Origin of the sequence: Rhodococcus sp. As11, from assembly GCF_048957735.1 — a bacterium.
Classification (GTDB): domain Bacteria; phylum Actinomycetota; class Actinomycetes; order Mycobacteriales; family Mycobacteriaceae; genus Rhodococcus; species Rhodococcus gordoniae.
In genome coordinates this window covers 1-19,759 of record NZ_JARDJE010000011.1, presented here as the reverse complement: position 1 = coordinate 19,759, position 19,759 = coordinate 1, and the positions used below count along the sequence as shown (strand labels likewise).

Below are 19,759 nucleotides of genomic sequence, written 5' to 3'. Positions count from 1 at the left end.
GGTTGGGTAACGGTCACTGCATCCCCTTCCAACGATCGAAGTGGGCAAGAGCCGCCTCACGCCGGACGGCGTTGTCCCAGCCACGATGGAACGTATCGAAGATGTGAGCGAGCTGAGACCGCTCGAGGCCGTATAGCAGTGCTACGACTGCGTCTAGTTCGGCAACAAGTGCTTCACGCTCCTGGTCAGTGCGAATGCTTCCGACAGGAACTCCGACAGCATCGGCCCACTCGGTATATCTGTCGTCCACTGCCGCGAGGGAGCCGGCGATCTGGACGACACGCTCACGAAGCGGATGGTTCTTGGTAGGTCGCGGAATAGGGAGCGCATTGAAAATGTGCAGGTTGAGATGCACTTCGACATAACGACGGGCATACCAGTCCAGGGGAATCGATGAGAGGACGCCTAGCAGAAACGCTTCATCCTTCTCGTCACCCTCGCGACGGAGAAGATACGGTGCAGTATTGACAAGCAATGCGTTTGGGGGAACAAGCGTCACGAGAGCAGTTCGGGTATCAGTGGCCCTGGCGATATCCCGGAATGCGATTCGAGGTTTCCTGCAGGGCAGAGTTAACGGATTCTCTACGATTTCAGTAGGAAGTTGATAAAAGGCAGAAGCCTTCAACCGTGCCTGCCTCAGGCGCCTATTTTGCAATGCCTCGATCACGATATCCGGATCCGCGTGCGCGTAAGGGTCACCAAAATCTGGATTCCATAGATTGAAGGACGCTCCGGTAAGTACCGGCCACCGACCGTCGGCGGGTCCACCGGCATCGAACGTCTTTTTGTCATTGGTTGCGTGAAACTCCGCAACTGGTCGGAATAGCCAGTCCGTTCCTGAATCTAGGCGCGGATGAGTACGCAATGCGGTGAATACCGCAACTGAGTCGTTGTCTGGGAGCAATGGGAACGATGCTGCTTCGGACCAGCTCCGCAATCCACTGGCCGATACGGTACCCAGATTATCTCTTCCTTCCAGGAACTCTTCCAATGAGTGGAAAGGTCCTGCGATCCATACCCGCTGATCAGCGGGCCGATCCGGTTTCAGGACGGACAGAAGTACAATTGAATACTGAGGATGCACGTCGGGAAAAATCCAACGCTTGGTGTTAACCAGGGTTGTCACTGCACTGAATTCTCCGCGATCAAGTAGCTCTTCCCGCCACGGCTTCGAGCCTTTACTGTTCAACAGGGAACGAGGGAACACGACGCCCATGCGTCCTCCTAGACGAAGCAGCTTCCAAAACCTCCACGAGAAGGCCTTGTACAGATCGACGTCTCCGGTTCCAAGTCCGGGATAGGGGCCACTGAGCAAAGCGCTCCGATAGTCCGCGACTGCGGCGATCTCCGCCTCATGCAGAGACACGAGATCGGGGCGTTCCTCCCGATATCTCTTGATCTCTTTAGTCTGTGACCGCGGCGGCAGACCCATGACGCCGGGGAAGTAGCGTTGCCAGAACTTTGGTTCTTCGACCATGACCTCGTCCCACGGCGGGTTACCGAGTACGACGTCGAATCCGGGGTTGTCTCGGAGGAAGACCTCAGGGAATCGGTACGGCATGTGCACCGGTTTGAGCGTGGCCAATGCCTCCTCCACGCGACTCTTTCCGGGTTCACGGGTAACTGCTGCTACTGCCATGTCCACCGTCGGCGCGAGAGAGATGACGCTCATGCGAATGGCTGCGGCGGCATCGAATAGATGCTTGGCGTCCGCCGCCTCCTCGAGGGCCTTCCGGTAGGCGACCGCCGCTTGCCGGACCTCGGATTTTTGTGCTTCGTCCGACCGTGCCACCGTCACCAGTTGTTCGCGGGCGGTGCTCAGTGTCTCGCGCAGTGCTTCGCTGAAGAACGAGTCCTGGCCGGGCGTACGGTTCGGTTCGAGTGCGTCGAGGGCTTCATCGAGCGAACCGATCCCGGTGAGGCTGTTGCCTTCGATGAGGTTGTGCTCGAGCGAGGACATCGGCAATCCGGGCACGAAGGTGTGAATCCAGATCGCGAGACGAGCCAGCTCCACTGCGACCAGGTTAATGTCGAGTCCGTAGATGCAGCGGCGGGCGATTTGGCGGCGCAGCAGCATCGACGGTTCGATTTCGACGAGATCGGCCTGATCGCCCAGGTGCTCACGCGCCGCTGCACCCAAACGCCCCAACTCGTCGGCAACGGCGGGGATGGGATTTCTGGTGAGGAAGGCAGTAAATCGGGCTTCGATGCGGTCGACTGCCGCGACGAGGAAGTGCGCAGAGCCCATGGCCAGGTCCGCCACCCGGAAGTCGAAGAAGGTCTCATACGCCGCAGTCGCTTCACCCGTCTCCAGCAATGCCTTGACCTTGGTCAGATGGTCCGTCAATGCCGGTTCGAGGGCGGTATCGAGCAGGTGCTCGACGGCGAAGGATTTGGTGAAGTAGGAGCCGGTGGCCTTCCGCTGGCCCGAGGCATTGTGGAAGTACACCTGGCCGGCGGGAACTGTGATCGACTGCTCCGACTTGGCCGGAACGTAGGTTCCCTCGTGGTCGATCGTGAGGTCGGTGGGAGCGACCGAGAGTGACGATTCGAGCAGACCTTCGTAGATGGTGCCGAACTCACGAACGGATAGGGAGCGAAAGTCCACAGGTCCTTGGGTGCCGTCACCGCCGAGATCGACCAGCAACGCTCGCAGAGCGGGACCGATCTCGGCATCGGTGATACGCATGGCTGCAATCGCGGCGCCGGCAGGATGGGTGGTCGCGTTCTTGGAGAACAGCCCGCCGTTGTATGCAGGGACTCCCCAGTCTTTCCTGCCGACGTCGATCGCATCCCACAGGTTCAGCAGTTGGTCCCACAGATCGGTGGATTCGGAATCGAACTCCGGCGCGGTGTCGGTAAAGGCCTTGGCCAAGGTCTTGACTGCGTGTCGGTCGTAGCGGGGGTTGCGACCGTAGGGGAGCAGGCCGCGGTCCTCGGCGTATGCAAGGAAGAGCATGCGGAACAGGATGAGCAGGGTCCGGTGATACGCCTCGTCGAGGTCATCCTCGCCGTTGGCCTCCATATGTCGTGCCACGGCGACTGCGAGGTCGGGGACGACGTCGACGTAGACGCGGTCACGCAGTCGCTCGCTCAGACCGACGACAAAGTTGCTCGAAGCGGCGAGGATCTGATGGACAGTGCCACCGGGACGCAGGGCATCGGCGGCGAAGAGCAGTTCCAGATAGCCGCTCTCGTCGTCGGTGAGCAGCGCTAGGTCGAGTTCGGTGTAGGTCTCGGCTTGACCTTTACGGCCGACGCCGATGGTGGGGTCGACGGGATAAAGCCGGATCTGCGTCCCTCGTAGGACGATGACCCAGGCCACCTTCTCGTCTTGGGCTGCAGCAATGGCATGCGCGACCGGGGACATCGCACCGAATCGGTCCGAGGGTCGATCGAAGGTTTCGTCGTCGGTCAGCAACACCGCAACGGCGCGGTGTTCACCCTCATGGGCGAGCAGCACTGCGGTCGAGCCTCGGGGTGCGGTGTCGTATCCCAGCGCTTTGACCAAACCTATACCGCTGAGTCCGAGGAGCCGGGAAGACCGCTCACACGCCTGCGCCCAGTCCGCTCTTTGCGGCACCCCTTCACGCAGCTCATGCGACGCGAACAAGCCAGAATTGAGCAGCCCGGAAGACAATCCGTCCTTGGCGAGGGCCGTGACCAGCCGGCCGACGGAGACCGCGGCGGCATGCCGATCGTGCTCGGCCAGGGCCGCCGCGCAGATTCGCTCGACTTGAGCGATGTCCAAGTCGTGCAGGGGTGCCGGTTCACCGGAGGTACCCAAGGCGCTTGCCCGCCCCTGATGCAGAACTACCAGCAGCACGGGTGCGACTTTGTTGGCCCGGGTCTTCCACAAGCGCCGCATCTCGTCGGACTTGGGTGCCGCTTCGGCTTCCGCGACCACGATCTCGAGCGGGTTCTGACCGTGTCCGAAGTGGATGAACCGGGTCGTCAGACTTACCGGGGCGCCACTTGGCTTCGACCAGGGGATGACATTGGCGCTTTCTGCCTCGGCGAGGAAATCATCCGCGGTGATCGAGTTCGCGGGATGGCCGGAAGGGTTGTTCACAGTGCGCACGCGTCAACTCTATGGGCGCGGGCGGTGAACCCCGCCGCCAGCCTCGCCGAAGCGGTTCGGCGATCCTGTGACATCGAATGCGTTCATAGCGATGAAGATCGTGATACCCCGTGGCCCGGGCAGGATCCGGTCAGGTTCGGTCAGCAAGAAACGGAGTTGGTGTGAAGGCGAGCGTATCGACGCCCAAGGAGCTGTTCGACACAGCGGTGCAGTACGAGATCCCGGTTTATCAGCGACCGTATGTATGGTCCGAAGAAGATCAGTGGTCTCCGCTCTGGCGTGATGTCCAACGCATCGCCGAGAAGGTTCTCGCTACCGAGCAGCCTGGGGACGTCTCCGACACCGAGGGGGTGCACTTCCTCGGCGCCATCGTGTTCAAGGCCAAACCACCGATCACCAAGGATGTCACCCGCCATGAGGTCATCGACGGCCAGCAACGCACGACCACCTTGCAAGTGATTCTCAATGCAGCCCAGAAAGTACTGACGGAACTGGACTTCGAGGATCACAGTGAAGCTCTCGAAGAGCTGACCCTCAACTCCGCCAAACGGTTCCGAGGAACGCCAGCCCAGTTCAAGCTGTGGCCTTCGCGCATGGATCGGGATGCCTTCGCTGCGGTGATGAGCGAGGACGCCAACCTGGCCGGGTTTGCCGACCACCGCATCGTCGAGGCCAGTGGCTTCTTCCAAAACGAGATCCGCGCCTGGCTGACGGGAGAAACAGAGGACGCAGACCGCACGTTCACCGCCGCACAACGAGCCGAAGCATTGACGGAGGTCCTGCAATCACGACTGTGCGTGGTCGCCATCAACCTGGCCGGTCACGACGACCACCAACTGATCTTCGAAACCCTCAACGATCGCGGCGCCCCACTGCTCAAAGCCGACCTGATCAAGAACTGGGTTTTCCAGCGAGGCGAGAAGGTCGGGGCCGACATCGATACCTGGCCGGATCGGTACTGGAGCGAGTTCGACGATGACTGGTGGCGGGAAGAATCCGCACAAGGACGCCACATGCGTTCGCGCATCGACACGTTCTTGCAGTACTGGCTGACCATGCGCACCCGCGACGAGGTTCTCACCGACGACGTGTTCCGCAAGTTCACCACCTACGCCGCGAACCGGATGACCAGCGTTGCTGAAGCGGAAGCGTTTCTCGATGCCTTCCTGCGCGACGCCGACAAGTTCCGGGCGATGGCTGAGAACCCGGACGAGACCGAGGTCGGCCGCTTCTACCAGAGAGTGGTCCAAGAGTTTCAGCTCGCTGCCACGATGCCTCTGCTGATGTGGATCGTCTCCGACAATCACAACGTGCCCGACGGCCAGGTCCGACAAGCCTTGGCGGCGCTCGAAAGCTGGGTGATTCGGCGTACCCTTCTCGGTCGCACCATGAAGGACGTCAACAAGATGATGGTGTCGATCCTGGGGATGCTCGATGAAAACGACACGGATGCCATCGGTGTGATCGTTGCCGGTTTTCTTGCTGCCCAGACCTCCGAGGCGCGGCACTGGCCCACCGACGAGGACGTGATCACGGAGATCCCGCGACTGCGGATGTACGGCAATGTTCACCAACGACGCCTACGCGTGGTACTCGAAGGGATCGAGCACCAGCTGCGCAACGAGTACAACGAAGAAGTCAAGATCGGGCACACGTTGCAGGTCGAGCACGTGATGCCACAGAAGTGGCGTACGCACTGGGACACCGGTCTCGACGACGCAGAAGCCACCAGACGCGATCGTTTGGTCAATACCCTGGGCAATCTGACGTTAGTGACCCAGAAGCTCAACGGCTCACTGTCACATCGTCCCTGGACCGACGCGGAGGCAGCCCTGGCAGCGCCTGGCGGTAAAGAGGCCGGGCGTGGCAAGCGAACACTGCTCAGCAAGTTCAGCGTCTTGCGAGTGAACAAGCAAATCATCGACGAGCATCCGAAGCAGTGGACTGACGAAGATATTCGCAACCGTTCGGTGGAACTGGCAAAACGACTCTGCCAAATCTGGGAGGGCCCAGAAAACGTCAGTCGACCCTCCTGAACCCACCGAAATCCGTATCGCGGATCCGGTATCGGGCTTTAGGAAGCAGCCCAGGTCAGCAGGTCGAGCAGGCGCACATCGGTCAGGGTCGCGAGCCGGCGGACCTGCTCGGTCTCGGACTGCTCCAGGCGGCGGCGGAACAGCGGGAGGACACCGTTGTCGAGGTTGGTGCATACGTCGTCGCGGATGGCCGCCCAGAACATTTCTCGCCTGCCGCGATGGGGGTAGCGGGCAGCGGCGGCACGAGCATGATGCCGGTAGAACGCCATGACCTTCGAGTCGAGGATGGGAAACAAGCCGGGGCGTTTGAGGTGGAGCACCTTGCTGATCTTGGCTACCCCCACCTGCCGGGGCGCGGCGGTGCGGAAATGGTCGTAGAGAGCTTCGGCACGGTCGTAGAGCCCCCCACTGACGTTCGGGTCGGCGTCGACCAGCTGCGCCGAGGTCGGCACCGCCGCCCACGGTGCGTCGACGGCGCTGCGGATGAACCAGTCGCGTTGGGCGTGGCTGATGCGGGAGCGCACCTTGTGGGTGCGGGCGATCTCGTCAGCGGTGATCACCGCGGCGGGTCCGGGTCCGGGCAGGTCGTAGCGGGCCACGGTCACCGTCGGATAGCCGTGGGCTGTGGCGACCGCGGTGTCGATGTCGATGCTGCGGCCGGCGATCACCAACACCGTGGCCGCGGCCTCACCGCCGGCGCGATTCATGGCTTCTGCTGCCCGGCCGGGCCCGGGTCGGTGTCGTTGATTCCCGGGTCTGTGTGTGGAGTCGCGGCGGACGTGCCTGCGTTCGTCGCAGCGGCGATTTCCGTCGGGTCCGGCCGGCTCGAGGTGCGGATGGTGCGAGCAAGTGCCCGCAACTGCTGCAGCGATCGGATTCCGTCGGGGACGTTGTCGTCGGCGGGTGGTCGTCCACCTCGGTGGCAGGCGCGGAAGTCCTCGGTGCCGGTCTCGTTCATCGCATCGTGGAGGTCTTGCGCTGCGGCGATGTACTCGGTGCGGTCCTGTTCGGTGAGCGAGCCGAGATAGCTGTCCAAGGTCTCGATCCGAGCCTGGACGTGGGTGCGCGCTGCCGCATCGGCCTTCGTCTGCGTGGGTGTGCCGCTCCGGTGTGATGCGGTGTCGGCGCGTCGGCTGTGGTCGATCGTGTGCGGAATCGGCCGCGTAGTGCGGTGAACATCGTTGTCCTCGGTGCGTGTCGGTGGCCTCTCATCATGCACGCCACCTGACGACTCGACCCCGCACCGGCTCGGACGGATGCGATCACGCAGGGCCCGGGCTCAGGTGGGTAGACGAAACCGAGGCCTTCTACGACGTCGCCGCCCTGGTCGGCGATGAGTGAGTGCCTGACCGCAGAAAGCATCCCCGCCGCAAGGGGTACGGCGGGGATGGCCGGATCGAAGTATGCCAGGTCGACCCCGTCGAGCCCTGGAGGTCCGCAGCTGCGCCAGCCGGCAGGACAGGGACCCCGGCCGGGGGTTCACGGGCCGGCCGGGGGCTTGCGCAGGTCCTGGAGTTCGGCGCGCAGTTCGGCAACACGTTCGCGGGCGGCTTCGGCTTGCGCGTGTGCGGCGGCGGCGTCGGCGCGGGCGGTGGAGGCGCGGTCGCGTTCGGCGGCCGCCGCGGTGCGGGCGGCGGTGAGTTCGGCTTCGAGCCGCCGGGTGTGGTCGGCTGCGGTGGCCGCCGCGGCGTCTTTCTCGGCGATCGCTCGGGTCAGCCGCTCGCGCTGCTCGTCGAGCTGCCCAGTGAGCAGCTCGATCCGGTGCTCGAAGCCGACGATCTGCTCGCGGTGGGCCGATGCGGCCTGATCGAGCTGCTGCTGCCAGCGGTCCTGTGCCGCGGCATGATCGGCCCGGGCTGCGGTGAGCTGGGCGAGGGCCTCGGTGGCCTCGGCGTCGGCGGCCGCGGCGGCGGCATCGGCGTCGGCGCGTTCGGTGCGAGCGGTGTCGAGTTCGTCCCGCAGTGCCGCGATCTCGGCTGCGGCGTCGGCCCGGACCTTGTCGGCCTCGGCCTGCACGCGCCGCAACTGCGCATCGATCGCCGCCGGATCGGCGAGCAGATCGGTCGCGGTGGTGATCGACGACGCGATCGTCGTCAGCGTCTCGAGCATCGCCTGGGCTTCGCGGCGCAGCAGCGGTACCGCGTCGGCGAGGGTACCGATCGCCTCGACCGGATCGCTCGGCAACGCATCCTGTTGTTGCTGGGCGCGGGCCTTGTCTTTCTGGCGCTGCCGCCAGGCCCGTACCCGGTCGGCGTCGGTGGCGTATTCGCGGCGCCGTCCCCCTCTGGCTTCCTCGGCCATGACCTCGCCCTCCCGACCCGATGACGTTCGTATCCGGCATCGTAACACCATTCGTAACGTACGTATCATGATACGTACGTTACGAATGGTAGGGATCGGCGCTATGCCATCGCTGCGAGGGGGGCAAGGGCGGCTTGGTCGCCCCCCCGGATCGCCCGAGGGGGGCATGACGGTGCCGGCGGAGCCCACGTCCCCCGGTTCGCGCCGGTTCATGGAGGAAGTGACCGGGTACCGAGGCCGGCGTGGAGGGCGGTGCAGAGGAACCCATATCGGAAGGTTCTTCCACTCCGACGCCCGACTTCCTGCGAAAACGATGCGGCAGGCCGATGCTTCCCGAAGTCCGCTGTCGCGTCCCTCCATCGACCTGCCGCCCACTGACCATAGCGCCCGAGTCGAACATATGTACGAAAATCCGTCGGGTGTGGACGGAAGCTTCAACTGCGACGTAGATAGTTGTAACAACGAATCAGACAAAGCGGATGACTTCTACATGAAGTTGCGATTTCTTGCGCTTGTCCCGATTCTGCTCCTTCTTCCTGCATGTGGAAGCGAGGAAGAGTCCTCCACCGTGGAGACAGTCACTGTGACCGAGGAAGCCTCATCCGGCATCGACTGGGACTACATCCGAAGCGAGTACGCCGACACTCTGACCTACACCTGCCCGGAAGATGCCGGATCTTACACCGGAGCCTGCAATGGAATCCGCAACGCGAAGCTCGGGGTGTTCCGGGCCGACGTCGAGCAACTTCCCCCCAGCCAGAGCAGAACGTCGATGCTCCAACAGCTGGACGACTGGGACCAGGAGTACGAGGAGTACCAGGACAATATGTGCCTCGGCACGCTCAACACAGGCCAGCTCGATTGCATACTCAGCGAGACGAGCTTCAACATGACGATGCTTACCGTCGAGGCGATTGCCGAGAACGCTACGGACTAAGCGTGATCGATGACTATGGCAGCAGCGCTGAGCGCTCCACAAGCCGACGCGCAGGTTGAGCGCTCGCTGCAGCACCGGCCCCGGTCGTGATCGGGACGAGGCCTGGCCCCGATCAGGTGAAGGTCAGCGCACGCGGCAAGTTCGTGTTCACCCGTCAAAGACATCGACGAGGACACCGGCATGGCCATGATCGAGGTCAACATTGACAGCCCGCTCACGTATCCGTGGCCGGCCGCGCGTGAGCGATCTCGTGCTCGTCGAGGACTGACTCCTAGAGCGTTTCCCCTAATGGATGTTCTCGCTTCACCTGTTTGGTACCGATACGCGTTTCCGCTACGGTGACCGCTGCAATCACCCGGGTTCCCCGACAGGTGAGTGATTCCCTGACGGGTCGAAGGATGGTCCCCGGCGCCCCCCCGCCGGGGACCATCGCCTTTTCACTGATGGCTGCGCGTGCAGCGGACGACACCATGGCTACTCTCGGCGCGTGGAAGACAGGACGCGAGCGATCGGCGACGCCGCCGATGCGATGACCGACGATGAGCTCGAGACCGCAATTGCGGCACTACACGCCCGTGAGCGGGAACTTCTCGTCGCCGGGGACAGCGAGGCCGCGTTCGATCTGATGGGCACGAAGTTCGTGTTGCTGTTCACGTTAGAAAGTCGGCGGCGGTAGTCGGAGCTCGTAGGGATTCTGTTTTTCTTGCCTTTCTGTCTGCTGCGGAATGAACTCACGCGGGCAATCCGGGCACGGTAGTCGTGATGCCGCCAGCCTCGGTCATCACTGGTGGACGACGGTAGGCGCAGGTGGCTGCAGATCCGGGGACCTTGCCCTCGAATGCTGGCCGTGGTGATGCGGGCACCAATGGCAGCGTCGGGGTCAGCCGTGCAACGCGGCTCTACGCCAGTAATAACACGGCTGCCCGACACCTTCGCCCCTCGTCGGTCCTATAGCTGCGGCCCGAGGTGCAGATCGGGTGTGGATGGTTGGTGTTCATGTATAGCCGGAGGTCGGCTGTTCGGTTGTGGTGGTGTGTGGTGGACCTGCGGTGGTCCGTGGAGGGCCTTCACTGTTGAGAGCGAACTCTGCTCCTCCCCTACCTCGTCGGCATGCGTGAGATTCCGGTGCGGCTCGCCGTCGGCGGGATTCGGTTTCGCTACCTCTGGGGCATCGTCGGTCCTGGTCGACGTGGCGTGACGGGGTTCCTCGGCCACCGGGATTGCGGTGGTCAGCGGCTCGTAGGTCTCGTTGCGTTCCGGGGAATTCTCCAGCAGGGCGTAGCTGCGGTGGGCCAGCACATCCCAGTGCTTCTCGTACCCTTGCGCGGCGTCGACCGTGCCGAGGTCCGGGGCGGCGGCGGGGAGCTCGGTGGTGATGGCACGGGCGAGTTCGGCGGCGAAGGCTTCCCGGCCGGCAACTCGCATAGCGTCCTCGAGGGCCGGGTCCGGTTCGATGCCTTCGGGGGGATCATCGTGGTAGTTCGCTGCGTGGGTGGCGGCACGGAGCGCTTCGGGGTCGATGGTGCGCCAGTCGATCGTGCGGTCGGGGCGGTCGTGGACGAGCTGGTCGGTCATGAGTACGACGGCGACCGACTGGACGCCTTCGGTTTCCTCCTGGATGGCGGCAATGTGGCGTCCGAGCTGGTGGGGGTCGGTGAGAGTGTTCTCGTCCGGGGCGGCGATCACCGGGCTGGTGTAGGCGGAGGTGTCGCTGACGATCGGCATGAAGTCGGTGTGCAGCTCACGGTGGATGACACTCGCGTGTAGTTCGCTGCCGTCCCCGGTGATTTCGCGGTGGGCGAGGTAGTCGGCGGTCCGCAGTGCCAACTCCCAGGTGATGAGGCGGCGCAGCCGGGCGGGGTCGCGCTCGTCGAAGGCATTGACCGGGGCTCCGGTGTCGTAGCGCATGGTGTTCTTGCCTGCTGCCGGGTCGAACAGGTCCTTGTAGCGGTGGTTCGGCTCGGGGAGTGCTGCGGCAGCGCGTTCGGCCGCGAGGGTGGAGGTGCCCTCGAGGATCCGGCGTACGGCGGCATCGTGTTCGATACCGTAGTCGGTGCGTTCGGCCAGGTTCAGGCCGATGCGGACCAGGGCGTGAGCGTTGTCGAGTTCGGCTCCGCTCAAAGATCGCTCGCGGGGGATCTCACGGAAGGTCTGGAAGGCCGTGTAGGGGCCGCTGCGATCACGGTCGTAGTCGCGCAGCATCGTCATATGGGTGGTCAAAGACAGCACTGGTCGACCTGGGGCGGGCTGGGCAGGGACGTATCCGGTGTTCGGTACGACCGCCGGGGCGAGAACGTCGGCGAGCAGTCTGGGATCTCCGGTCTCGGCGGTGATGTAGCGGACCGCCGATAGGGCAGCGAGGTCGACACGTGCGGTGTCGATCTGCCATCCGGCCCGGTCTGCGATGCGGCGGAACAGCTCGTACTGCATCCGAGAGTTCCCGTCCGGGAAGGGATGAATCTCCGTCAAGCGTGACCAGTAATCGGCCAGACGGGTGACGAAGGTGTGATGGTCGAGTCCGGTCAGGTTGTTCTCGGCGGCGAGATCGGCGAACAGTTCGTCGACGTCGGCGGTGGTGTCCTCGGGGCTCGAATGGGCGATCGGCAGATTGCCCTGGGTGGTGGGCACCGTTTTGTACTGGCCGGCCCAGGCGTACAGGCCGTCGAAGGCTCGCCGGTGTATCTCGCGTAGGAACTCTCCGGTGAAGGCGCTCGGCGAGGGAACGTCCGCGAATTCGTACATCGCCTGCGTGAACAGGCGTTTTTCGATTCTGTCGAGTGTTGGGGTGTCGGTGATGCCGAGAAGGTTCACTCGCGTGTCGGTTCCGGGGATGTAGCCCTCGATCGGGAGCGACGAGGCGGTCATTTCTCGGGGCGCTCCCCGCGTCGGAACTCGTTGAGGATGTCCTCGCGGGTGAGTCCGGCCTCGATCTGCTCGATGATGTCTCGGGGATCTTCGCCGCCGAGGTCGCCCGCCATCGCGCAAGCGGCGCGGATGTGCTGTGCGATGGTCTCGCGTGTCACCTCCTCGCCGAAGGGGGCGAGTCGTTCACGTAGGGACGGGTTTTCGGTCGTGTCGTCGTCCATGTCGGTCATGGTCTCCCTTGTTGGTGTGGTGTGGTTCGGACGTGGGGCGGGATCAGCCGCGGATCCCCTCCCCCACTGGTGTGTTCACGTTGTGGCTCCGACAGTAGGCGCACCCCCGAGTCGGGCGCGTACACGCTCGAGGCGTCGGGCGGCGGCGCGCTGGACACGGCCGATGGCGACCATGTGGTCGAACAGGTCGGCTTCGGGCAGGGTTTCGGCGGCTTCGGTGATGGCGGCTCCGGCGGTGCGAAAGCTGCGGCGGTAGGCGGCGCTGATGACGGCATGGGCGTAGTAGGGCGCGGCGGTGGGATCGGCGCCGGCGGTGGTGGCGGTGGTCAGGACGTAGGCGAGTCGGCGGCCGTGGTGACCGGCGAGCCGACCGTGGCGCTCGAGGTGGGCCAGGACCATTGCGGGGTCGTGGGGTTGGCCGGTGTTCATCAGTGCGGCGATGGCGTCGAACAATTCGGCGTGGAGTGGCTGGTGGAAGTCGTCGGTGGTGAGCAGGTCCACGATGTCGGCGGCTGCGGCGCGGGTGGCGAACAGCAGCGCGCACAGCAGCAGGGTTTCGGTGTCGGCGTCTGGGGGCGCGAACTCGTCGGCGCTGAGGTAGCGGTCGAGATCGATCTGGTCGGTGACGGTCATGCGCTGATCCGTTCGTCGAGGGCGTCGGCGATGTCGAGCACGGGAGTCGGGTCGGGATGGCCGATGGCCGAGTGGCCGATGACGGCGCGAGCGATGACGCTTCCGTCGATGGTGATGGTGACTGCGCTACCGGCGGGCGCACCGTAGGCGAGCGCGAGCGTGCGCGCTGCTTCGGCGGCGTCGGAGGCGGCGGCCGCGTGGGTGAAGGTGCAGCCAGAATCGGAGTGCGCGACGGTGGGCGCGGTCAGCGTGACGGTCCAGACGATCATTGCGGCGCTCCTTCGGCTTGACGGGGTTTCCCCAGGTACTCGTCCATTGTCGCTTAATTGACATGCTTTGTGAAGCCTTTTCGATGTGTTTTACATGATTGTATGGTTGTTTTTTGATTCTTTTATGATGAGTACGTAAGGGCCGTGCCGGAGCCGTCGACTGGGGTTCGACGCCCCGGTCGACGGCCATGCGTGCCGGGGGCCGGCACCCGGCGAGTGGTCCGGCCCGGTGGGCGGCCGATACGACCGCCCACCGGAAGGGGGCGTTACTGCTCGTCGAGGGGGTCGAGTCCGGCGGCGCGGCGTTCGATGTCGGCGAGGGTGTAGCCCTGGGCTTCGATGGCGCGCAGGTAGAACTGCGACAGGTCGGTGGGCTTGCGCCAGTGCTCGACGCTGACCCGGGATTCGAGGGCGATGAGGATGTGGGCGCGCAGCAGGACCAGGGCGCGGGGGTCGGTGGCGCTGGCGAGCTTCGCGAGGGTGTCGGAGGTGGGGAGCATCTGTTCGGCCAGGGTGCGGGCGTGATAGGCGGCGGGGATCTGGGGCCACTTCATCAGCACTGTTGCCACGAATGAGGCGGTGCCCTTGGGGGCGGTCTTGCGGGTGGTCTGCTGGGCGATCCACTTGCGGCGGACCTCGGTGGCGGCTCGCCATTCGCGGTTGTTCTCGATCACTTCGCGCCGCTGAGCTGCGCGGTCCTCGGCACTCTGTTCCTGTTCGGACTCGGCGGGGCGGGGGTGTCCCCACCAGGTGCGCCAAGGGGTGTCTTCGATATTGACGACGTGCCAGTACAGCGTGGTCTCGTGGTTTTCGACGACGTTCTCGCGGGGAATCATCCATTCCTCGCGGGCATCGCCCTCGGGTAGCTCGTCCACGATGTAGTCCGCGTCGATCTCGTCGCCGCTCTCGCGGTCGAAATAGATGGTGCAGCTGTAGACGTACAGCCCGAGGTGTCCGAGGGCGGCGACTTCTTCGATGGCGGGCGTGTTGCCTTCTTCGTCGGTGACGCGCTCGACCAGCTGGCTGGTCCCCTCCCCCACTCTCTCGTGAAGAGCACCGAGCGGCACGGCGGCGATGGAGTGTTCTGCGAGGTACGCCTCGGCGCGGGCCAGTGCGGCGTTGCGTTCGGTGCGGCGCAACCGTTCGGCGGCGAGTGCGTGGTCGAGTCGTCCGCTGCCGATGGCCCACTCGATGCGGCGGACGGCAGCGGGATCGTCGCCGAACTCGGCGAGGGCGGCGGCTTGTTCGATGGTCAGCTCGCCTCGTTGCACAGCGTCGCGCTGCTCGGTGTCGCGCAAGGTCAGGGCCGCCTCGATCTCGGTGCGGGGCGCCTTGGTGCGACGGGCGATCTTGGTGGAGGTCAGTCCGTGGTCGGCCAGGGTCTCGAACAGGGCCAGGCGTTCGCCGTTGGTGATCGCGGCGCGGTGTTCGTTCTCGCTCCACTGGGTGACGAGCCGTTCGACGGCGGCGTCGGTGCCATCGCCTTCGTCGCCGACGATGAGGGCGGGGATCTGGGTCAGCCCAGCCTCGAGGGCTGCGGCGGTACGGCGGTGGCCGGTGAGCACGCGCAGGGGTCCGGCGGCGGTGCGGCACACAGTGATGGGGGTCAGAACCCCTTGCTCTGCGATCGACTCGCGGAAGGCATCGGTCAGGCGCAGGTCATGGCGGATGTTGGAGTCGGTGAGCAGATCAGCGGGGTCGACGGTGGCGAATTCGGCGGTGCTTCCGTTGTTCATGACTCAAGTTTACATCTGTTTTGATGATTTTTCGATGATTTTTTGGTTCTTTTGTCGTGCTTTTCTGGTGACCGTTGTTACATTTTTTTGCGCTCTGAGCTGGGGTTTTCCGTGAAACGACAACGGCCCCGCCGGGGCGGGGCCGTTGGTTTAACCTTCTGTGCGGTCGTGAATGGGCAGGATCATGGATCGGTGGCCGAGGTACCGTTCGGACAGCTCGCCCAGCCTCGAGTCGGAGGTTCCGGCGTAGTTGCCTCCGAACATCACCACTCGTCCCGCCTCGGTGAGTTCGTACCGACGACGGTCGGCGTTCCATTCGACTCCGACCAGAGCGGCATGGCTGCCTTCGATGAAGGCGTGGCGTCGAATCCGTACGGCGACGGTGGGGCTGATCTGCTCACGACCGCCGACGTGGCTTCGCACTCCGTGGGGGGTGCAGCCGGACGGCAGTGACGTGATGCGGCCCGTGCGGGCGCGGCGCTCGTCGAGGACGCCGACCAGAAGAAGAGTGTCGGCGGCGGCGCTGATACCGCCGTTGGTGCAGTCGCCCAGGCGGTGGGCGCGGTAGACATCGAGCAGGAGACCGGCGGGGCGATGGTCGTTCTCGTTGTTGGGCATGACTCTAGTTTACATCTGTTTTGATGATTTTTCGATGTTTAGTTGGTGCTTTTCCGGTGCTTTTCTGGTGATGGCGGTCACACGTTTATAGGTTCTGACCTGCGGTTTGCGGGCGTATCGGGGTGGTTCGGTGGCGGTGGTGGAGCGGGTACCTCGGTCGGTCGGTGCGGCCCTGGTGAACCGGGCGCGGTGACTGCCGGGCAAGGGCGGGTTTTCCCTTGCTCGGTGGTCGGCGGGTCCGGTAGGGCCGTGGTGTGGTGACCGGGCGCGGTGCACGCGGAGCAGCGGGAACCTTGGGAGGGAGGGACAGGGGTCCGGGGGCGGAGCCCCCGGGGATCGGTAGAGCGATGTGGGTCGGGCCGGGAGTTTCTGTGCCTGTACACGAGGCCCGCATAGACCGAAGGCCCCGACCAGGAGGTCGGGGCCTTCAACGGTTGGACTGTGGTGCGGTCAGTCCTCGTCGGTGCTGTCGTTCTTGCTGCCGCGGGCTTTGCGCCGGCGCACCTTCTCCACCTCGGGGAAGGGCTCGCCGCCGTTGTATTCCTCTTCGAGCTTGTGGGTGTACTCGGCGATGGCGGCCTCGATGAAGCTGTTGAGACTGCCGTGTGCGCCGGGGTAGACACCGCGCAGACCCTTTTGAGCGTTGGTCGCAGCGTCGATGACGGATTCGGCGAGGGTGAACGTGCGCCGGGTCAAGGTGGGTTGCTGCACGATCTTCTTCGGTGCTGCGGACCGTGCCGGGACGTTCTCGTCGGGAGCTTCGGCGTCGAACATGCTGCGGATGTCGCTCATGACTTCTTCCTTTGGGTAATGGTGGTGGCCAGGTCGTCATAGACCAAGGCGTGACGCCAACCGTCCTTCGTGTCGGCGAGGGATACTCCGTCGTTGACGGCCCTCTTGATCGGCTCGGCGGATCGGACGCTGCCGAGGACGGGGATGCCGGCCTCGGTGAATTGGGTGGTCCAGGCGCGAGCGAGGACCGTTCCGGACTGCACCTTGTTGAGGATGGTGCCGCGGACCCACAGAGTGCTGTTGTGCCGCTTCTTGATGCTCTGGGCGTACGAGGTCACGCCCTGCATGGCCGCGATGCTGAAGTCATGCGCTTCGTTGAGGACGATGAGCTGGTCAGCGGCCACGAGCGCGCACATCTCGAGGGCATTTCGCGTGGGGGAGCAGTCGATGAGGATGTAGTCGTAGCGGTCACGGATCGGCTCGAGTGATTCCCGCAGGACGTGGGGGCCTTCGATGGGATCGTTGGTGATGTTCTTCTCGGCGGCGATGAGGTGGGCCGCGTTCGCAGGGGCGGCGATGAGATCGACGCCGGGGCGTATTGCATCGAGGATCGCCTCGGCGGCGGGCTTTCGGGTCTCCGGGTCTATATCGACGATGTGATCGGCGGTCACCTTCGCTGCGGCACGGAGGTCGGGCTGCAACTTGGTGAGGGTGTGGGTGAGGTTGCCGGAGGGATCAAGGTCGACCAGGAGCACCTTTTCGCCGGCACGGGCGAGGGCTTCACCGACGTTGAGCACGGTGGTGGTCTTGCCCACCCCGCCCTTCTCGTTGCCGATCAGAATGATTTTCGAACTCATGGCCTCCCTTTCCTGATGCAATAATACATCACTTCTGATTCATAAAGCGTGCTTTTCTGGTTCTTATCGGATGGCGGTTTCGTGACTGTTGGGGACTGGGTGGTGTTGCATCTGTTCAGGTGCGGTTTTCATGTCAGTGGTGGATGGAACGGCGACGGCCAGGGCTCGATGCCCTGGCCGTCGGCCACCGCTGCCACTGGGGGTGGGGGTGGTGGGTTGAATCTGGTTGCGTTCGCGGGGTTTCCAGTCCTGTCGGCTGGTGCGTGACGCTAGCCAACATCCAACACTATCGGTGGCGCTCGTGCACAGGGGGTCGCTGGGATTCGCGTCGGGCTCGTGGTCGGCGGTGGGGTCTGTGCGGCGCAGCCGCTCCTTCAGGTTCGGTTCTCGGCCGGCCTCGCGGTGGTGGCAGACCGTAGGGGTGGGGCGGATATGGCGGCGGCCCGAGCCGGGGCCGTGAGGGGCGTCCGGCTCGGGCCGTGTGTCAGCGGATCTCGCGGCACTGTCGGCATTCCCACCCTTGGGGGGCGGAGAAGGCAGGTTCGTCGTTCTTCGCAGAGCCAGCAGGTCTGGTTGGCTTTTTCGGCTTCGCCGCGTTCCTGCGCTGCGGCTTTTTCGTGTTCGGCTGTGCGGCGTTCTCGCTCGGTGTCCAGGTCGTTGTGCTGGGCCGCGGTGGGTAGTGCGCGCATCATGCGGTAGGCGGCGGCGGTGCCTGCGTCTCGTTCTGCGAGGTCGGCGGCGGTGTAGCTCGGGGGTCGGTCGGCTTCGTGCAGCATGGGTCCGAAGATCGTGCGGCAGGTCTGGCAGGGGGTGAGTTCGTCGGTGACGGGCTGTTTGCATCCGGGGATGATGCACTCGGCGAACAGGGATTGGGCGGTCATGGCGTCCTCGCGGCGAGTGGGGACCGGCGGCCGCGAGGGGGTCGCGGCCGCCGGATGTGGGTTACTGACCTGGGCGGATGGGGGTGTGGGCGTCCTCGGCGCGGGCGTCGGTGATCTTGTCGTAGGGCAGTCGGTCGGTCCAGCTGTAGGCGGTGGCGACGGTGACCGACTTTGCGTTGACTCGGATCACCTTGTGCCAGGTGCCGGAGCAGTTGACGAAGCATCCGGGGCGTAGGTCGGCGCGGCTGTAGAGCTTGGGGCCGTCGGTGGCGTCCTGTTCGGCGCGTACTGCGGTCCAGTATTCGATGTCGCGCTCGAGTTCGGCTTTGTTGAGTTCGAGTTGGTGCATGTGGTTGCTGGTCTCGGCGGTGTGTCCGGCAGCGCGGTACTTGGTGAGGTGGCGTTCGATGCTGCGTAGTTCGGCGCTCTGTCGTTCGATGCGGCGGTGGATCACTGCGGGGGTGTAGCGGTGATCGGTGCTGCGGGCGGCGATGCGGGCGGATTCGGCGGCTGAGCGGGCGGCGGCGTCGGCTTCGATCGCGGCGCGGGCGGTGGTGTGGGCGCGGTCGAGGGCGCGGCGGTGGCGTCGTTCGCTGTGATGTCCCACTTTGATGGGTTCTCCGCCTTCGGGCAGTGCGGCACAGGCGTGGTCGTGGCGTGCGTGGGCGGCGTCGGCGGCGGTGGCCTTGCGTTCGGCCTTGGCTGTGAGGGCGGCGGCGCGGTCGGTCAGACGCTCGTTGCGGTCGTGGTGGGCGTCGGTGCCGTCGCGGAGGGTGGTGTCGATGTCGGTTTCGACGTCGTAGCCGGCGGCGCGCAGGGCGGCGGCGGTGTGTTCGATGCGGGCGAGGTGGGGGGCGCGGTCGCGGCTGTGCGGGATGTACCAGGCGGTGATGCTGCGTCCCCATTTCCAACCTGCGGTTTTGAGGATCGGGGCGGTGCCGTCGCCTTTGCTGGTGCCGTCGATGATCGTGCCCTCTGTGGGGGTGTGCGTGATGGTGAGCATGTGCGCGTTTCCTGTTCGGGTCGGTAGTGCGCGCCGGTGGGGAGTCGCGGTGACTCCCCACCGGCGCGGAATGTGGATCAGTACTCGGCGATGAAGACCGGCCAGTGGGGGCCAGGGCGGGTGGTCCAGCGGAGGATCGGCCGCCAGTAGGTGGTGGTCCGGTAGGCGCGTTCCTCGTGGTGGGGGCACATGACCCACTCGCCGTCGGTGTGGGTGGCTTCGGTGGTGCAGCCGTTGTAGTCGCACCACTGGTCGGGAAGCTCGAGTGTCTGGACGGGGGCCGGAGTGGTCATCGCGTCTTTCCTTCCGGGGTGGTCGGTCAGCTGAGGCCGGATTCGATTGCGGCGCTGATTTCGTCCTCGGTCATGCCTGCGGCACGGGCGGCGGCCTTGGTGTCGCGGGACTCGGCCAGGACTACGGAGATGTCCTTGCCGGTCGAGATGTTCTCGAGCAGGACATCGATGTCGCGGCCGAGGTTGTGGAGCTTCGCGGTGATCTCTTCCTTGTTCATGCCTCTAGTTTACATCTGTTTTGATGATTTTTCGATGTTTTGTTGGTGCTTTTCGGGTGCTTTTCTGGT

Annotated in this window: 18 protein-coding genes; 3 read left to right on the top strand and 15 right to left on the bottom strand. The window is 64.6% G+C overall.

All coding sequences use genetic code 11. The annotated features are described in order from the left end of the window. Nucleotides 1-13: 13 nt before the first annotated feature. Nucleotides 14-4,081 carry an Eco57I restriction-modification methylase domain-containing protein gene (locus PV766_RS15835; RefSeq protein ID WP_421097370.1) on the bottom strand — a complete coding sequence of 1,356 codons (4,068 nt, stop codon included), beginning with the start codon at nucleotides 4,079-4,081 and terminating at the stop codon, nucleotides 14-16. Between the two features lie 161 nt (nucleotides 4,082-4,242). On the opposite strand from PV766_RS15835, the gene PV766_RS15830 reads away from it, so the two are divergent. Next, nucleotides 4,243-6,117 (top strand): DUF262 domain-containing protein, encoded by a 1,875-nt coding sequence (locus PV766_RS15830; protein WP_421097369.1) that lies wholly within the window; start codon nucleotides 4,243-4,245, stop codon nucleotides 6,115-6,117. A 38-nt stretch (nucleotides 6,118-6,155) separates the two neighbouring features. On the opposite strand, the gene PV766_RS15825 is transcribed toward PV766_RS15830, so the two are convergent. From PV766_RS15825 to PV766_RS15815, 3 genes are all read right to left on the bottom strand, one after another. Then, the gene (locus PV766_RS15825; protein ID WP_421097368.1) at nucleotides 6,156-6,824 is read right to left on the bottom strand and encodes a DUF6308 family protein; all 669 of its coding nucleotides are present in this window, start codon (nucleotides 6,822-6,824) and stop codon (nucleotides 6,156-6,158) included. Further along, nucleotides 6,821-7,336: a hypothetical protein gene (locus PV766_RS15820; protein ID WP_421097367.1), complete on the bottom strand. Its 516-nt coding sequence runs from the start codon at nucleotides 7,334-7,336 to the stop codon at nucleotides 6,821-6,823. The genes PV766_RS15825 and PV766_RS15820 overlap by 4 nt, the downstream gene beginning before the upstream one ends. Before the next feature lie 260 nt (nucleotides 7,337-7,596). Then, complete coding sequence (locus PV766_RS15815; RefSeq protein WP_421097366.1) at nucleotides 7,597-8,418, bottom strand: hypothetical protein; 822 nt, start codon at nucleotides 8,416-8,418, stop codon at nucleotides 7,597-7,599. A 490-nt stretch (nucleotides 8,419-8,908) separates the two neighbouring features. Here PV766_RS15815 and PV766_RS15810 point away from each other — a divergent pair, with 490 nt between their 5' ends. Both PV766_RS15810 and PV766_RS15805 read left to right on the top strand, forming a co-directional pair. Further along, nucleotides 8,909-9,355, top strand: coding sequence for a hypothetical protein (locus PV766_RS15810; RefSeq protein WP_421097365.1), 447 nt, complete (start codon nucleotides 8,909-8,911; stop codon nucleotides 9,353-9,355). Between the two features lie 487 nt (nucleotides 9,356-9,842). Continuing rightward, nucleotides 9,843-10,031 carry a hypothetical protein gene (locus PV766_RS15805; protein WP_421097364.1) on the top strand — a complete coding sequence of 63 codons (189 nt, stop codon included), beginning with the start codon at nucleotides 9,843-9,845 and terminating at the stop codon, nucleotides 10,029-10,031. A gap of 272 nt (nucleotides 10,032-10,303) precedes the next feature. Here the strand turns inward: PV766_RS15805 and PV766_RS15800 are convergent, their stop codons facing one another. The 11 genes from PV766_RS15800 to PV766_RS15750 all read right to left on the bottom strand — a co-directional run bounded on the left by PV766_RS15800 (nucleotide 10,304) and on the right by PV766_RS15750 (nucleotide 19,690). Further along, entirely contained in the window at nucleotides 10,304-12,220 is a 1,917-nt protein-coding gene (locus PV766_RS15800) for a Fic/DOC family protein (RefSeq protein ID WP_421097363.1), read from the bottom strand. Further along, on the bottom strand, nucleotides 12,217-12,450 hold the full coding sequence (locus tag PV766_RS15795; RefSeq protein ID WP_237211665.1) for a hypothetical protein: 234 nt from the start codon (nucleotides 12,448-12,450) through the stop codon (nucleotides 12,217-12,219). The genes PV766_RS15800 and PV766_RS15795 overlap by 4 nt, the downstream gene beginning before the upstream one ends. 75 nt (nucleotides 12,451-12,525) lie before the next feature. Next, nucleotides 12,526-13,083 carry a DnaB-like helicase N-terminal domain-containing protein gene (locus tag PV766_RS15790; RefSeq protein ID WP_421097362.1) on the bottom strand — a complete coding sequence of 186 codons (558 nt, stop codon included), beginning with the start codon at nucleotides 13,081-13,083 and terminating at the stop codon, nucleotides 12,526-12,528. After that, nucleotides 13,080-13,352: a hypothetical protein gene (locus PV766_RS15785; RefSeq protein ID WP_421097361.1), complete on the bottom strand. Its 273-nt coding sequence runs from the start codon at nucleotides 13,350-13,352 to the stop codon at nucleotides 13,080-13,082. The genes PV766_RS15790 and PV766_RS15785 overlap by 4 nt, the downstream gene beginning before the upstream one ends. 266 nt (nucleotides 13,353-13,618) lie before the next feature. Beyond that, a complete protein-coding gene (locus tag PV766_RS15780) occupies nucleotides 13,619-15,088 on the bottom strand; it encodes a ParB/RepB/Spo0J family partition protein (RefSeq protein WP_421097360.1) in 1,470 nt (489 codons plus the stop codon). Nucleotides 15,089-15,238: 150 nt separating this feature from the next. Beyond that, complete coding sequence (locus PV766_RS15775) at nucleotides 15,239-15,706, bottom strand: hypothetical protein (RefSeq protein ID WP_421097359.1); 468 nt, start codon at nucleotides 15,704-15,706, stop codon at nucleotides 15,239-15,241. 450 nt (nucleotides 15,707-16,156) lie between these two features. Then, on the bottom strand, nucleotides 16,157-16,498 hold the full coding sequence (locus tag PV766_RS15770; RefSeq protein WP_072816384.1) for a hypothetical protein: 342 nt from the start codon (nucleotides 16,496-16,498) through the stop codon (nucleotides 16,157-16,159). Beyond that, nucleotides 16,495-17,295 carry a ParA family protein gene (locus PV766_RS15765; protein WP_039585755.1) on the bottom strand — a complete coding sequence of 267 codons (801 nt, stop codon included), beginning with the start codon at nucleotides 17,293-17,295 and terminating at the stop codon, nucleotides 16,495-16,497. The genes PV766_RS15770 and PV766_RS15765 overlap by 4 nt, the downstream gene beginning before the upstream one ends. Nucleotides 17,296-18,237: 942 nt before the next feature. Beyond that, nucleotides 18,238-19,179, bottom strand: coding sequence for a DUF3560 domain-containing protein (locus PV766_RS15760; RefSeq protein WP_421097358.1), 942 nt, complete (start codon nucleotides 19,177-19,179; stop codon nucleotides 18,238-18,240). Between the two features lie 77 nt (nucleotides 19,180-19,256). Next, the gene (locus tag PV766_RS15755; RefSeq protein ID WP_029547350.1) at nucleotides 19,257-19,472 is read right to left on the bottom strand and encodes a hypothetical protein; all 216 of its coding nucleotides are present in this window, start codon (nucleotides 19,470-19,472) and stop codon (nucleotides 19,257-19,259) included. 26 nt (nucleotides 19,473-19,498) lie between these two features. Further along, nucleotides 19,499-19,690: a hypothetical protein gene (locus PV766_RS15750; RefSeq protein ID WP_264722583.1), complete on the bottom strand. Its 192-nt coding sequence runs from the start codon at nucleotides 19,688-19,690 to the stop codon at nucleotides 19,499-19,501. Nucleotides 19,691-19,759: the final 69 nt, after the last annotated feature.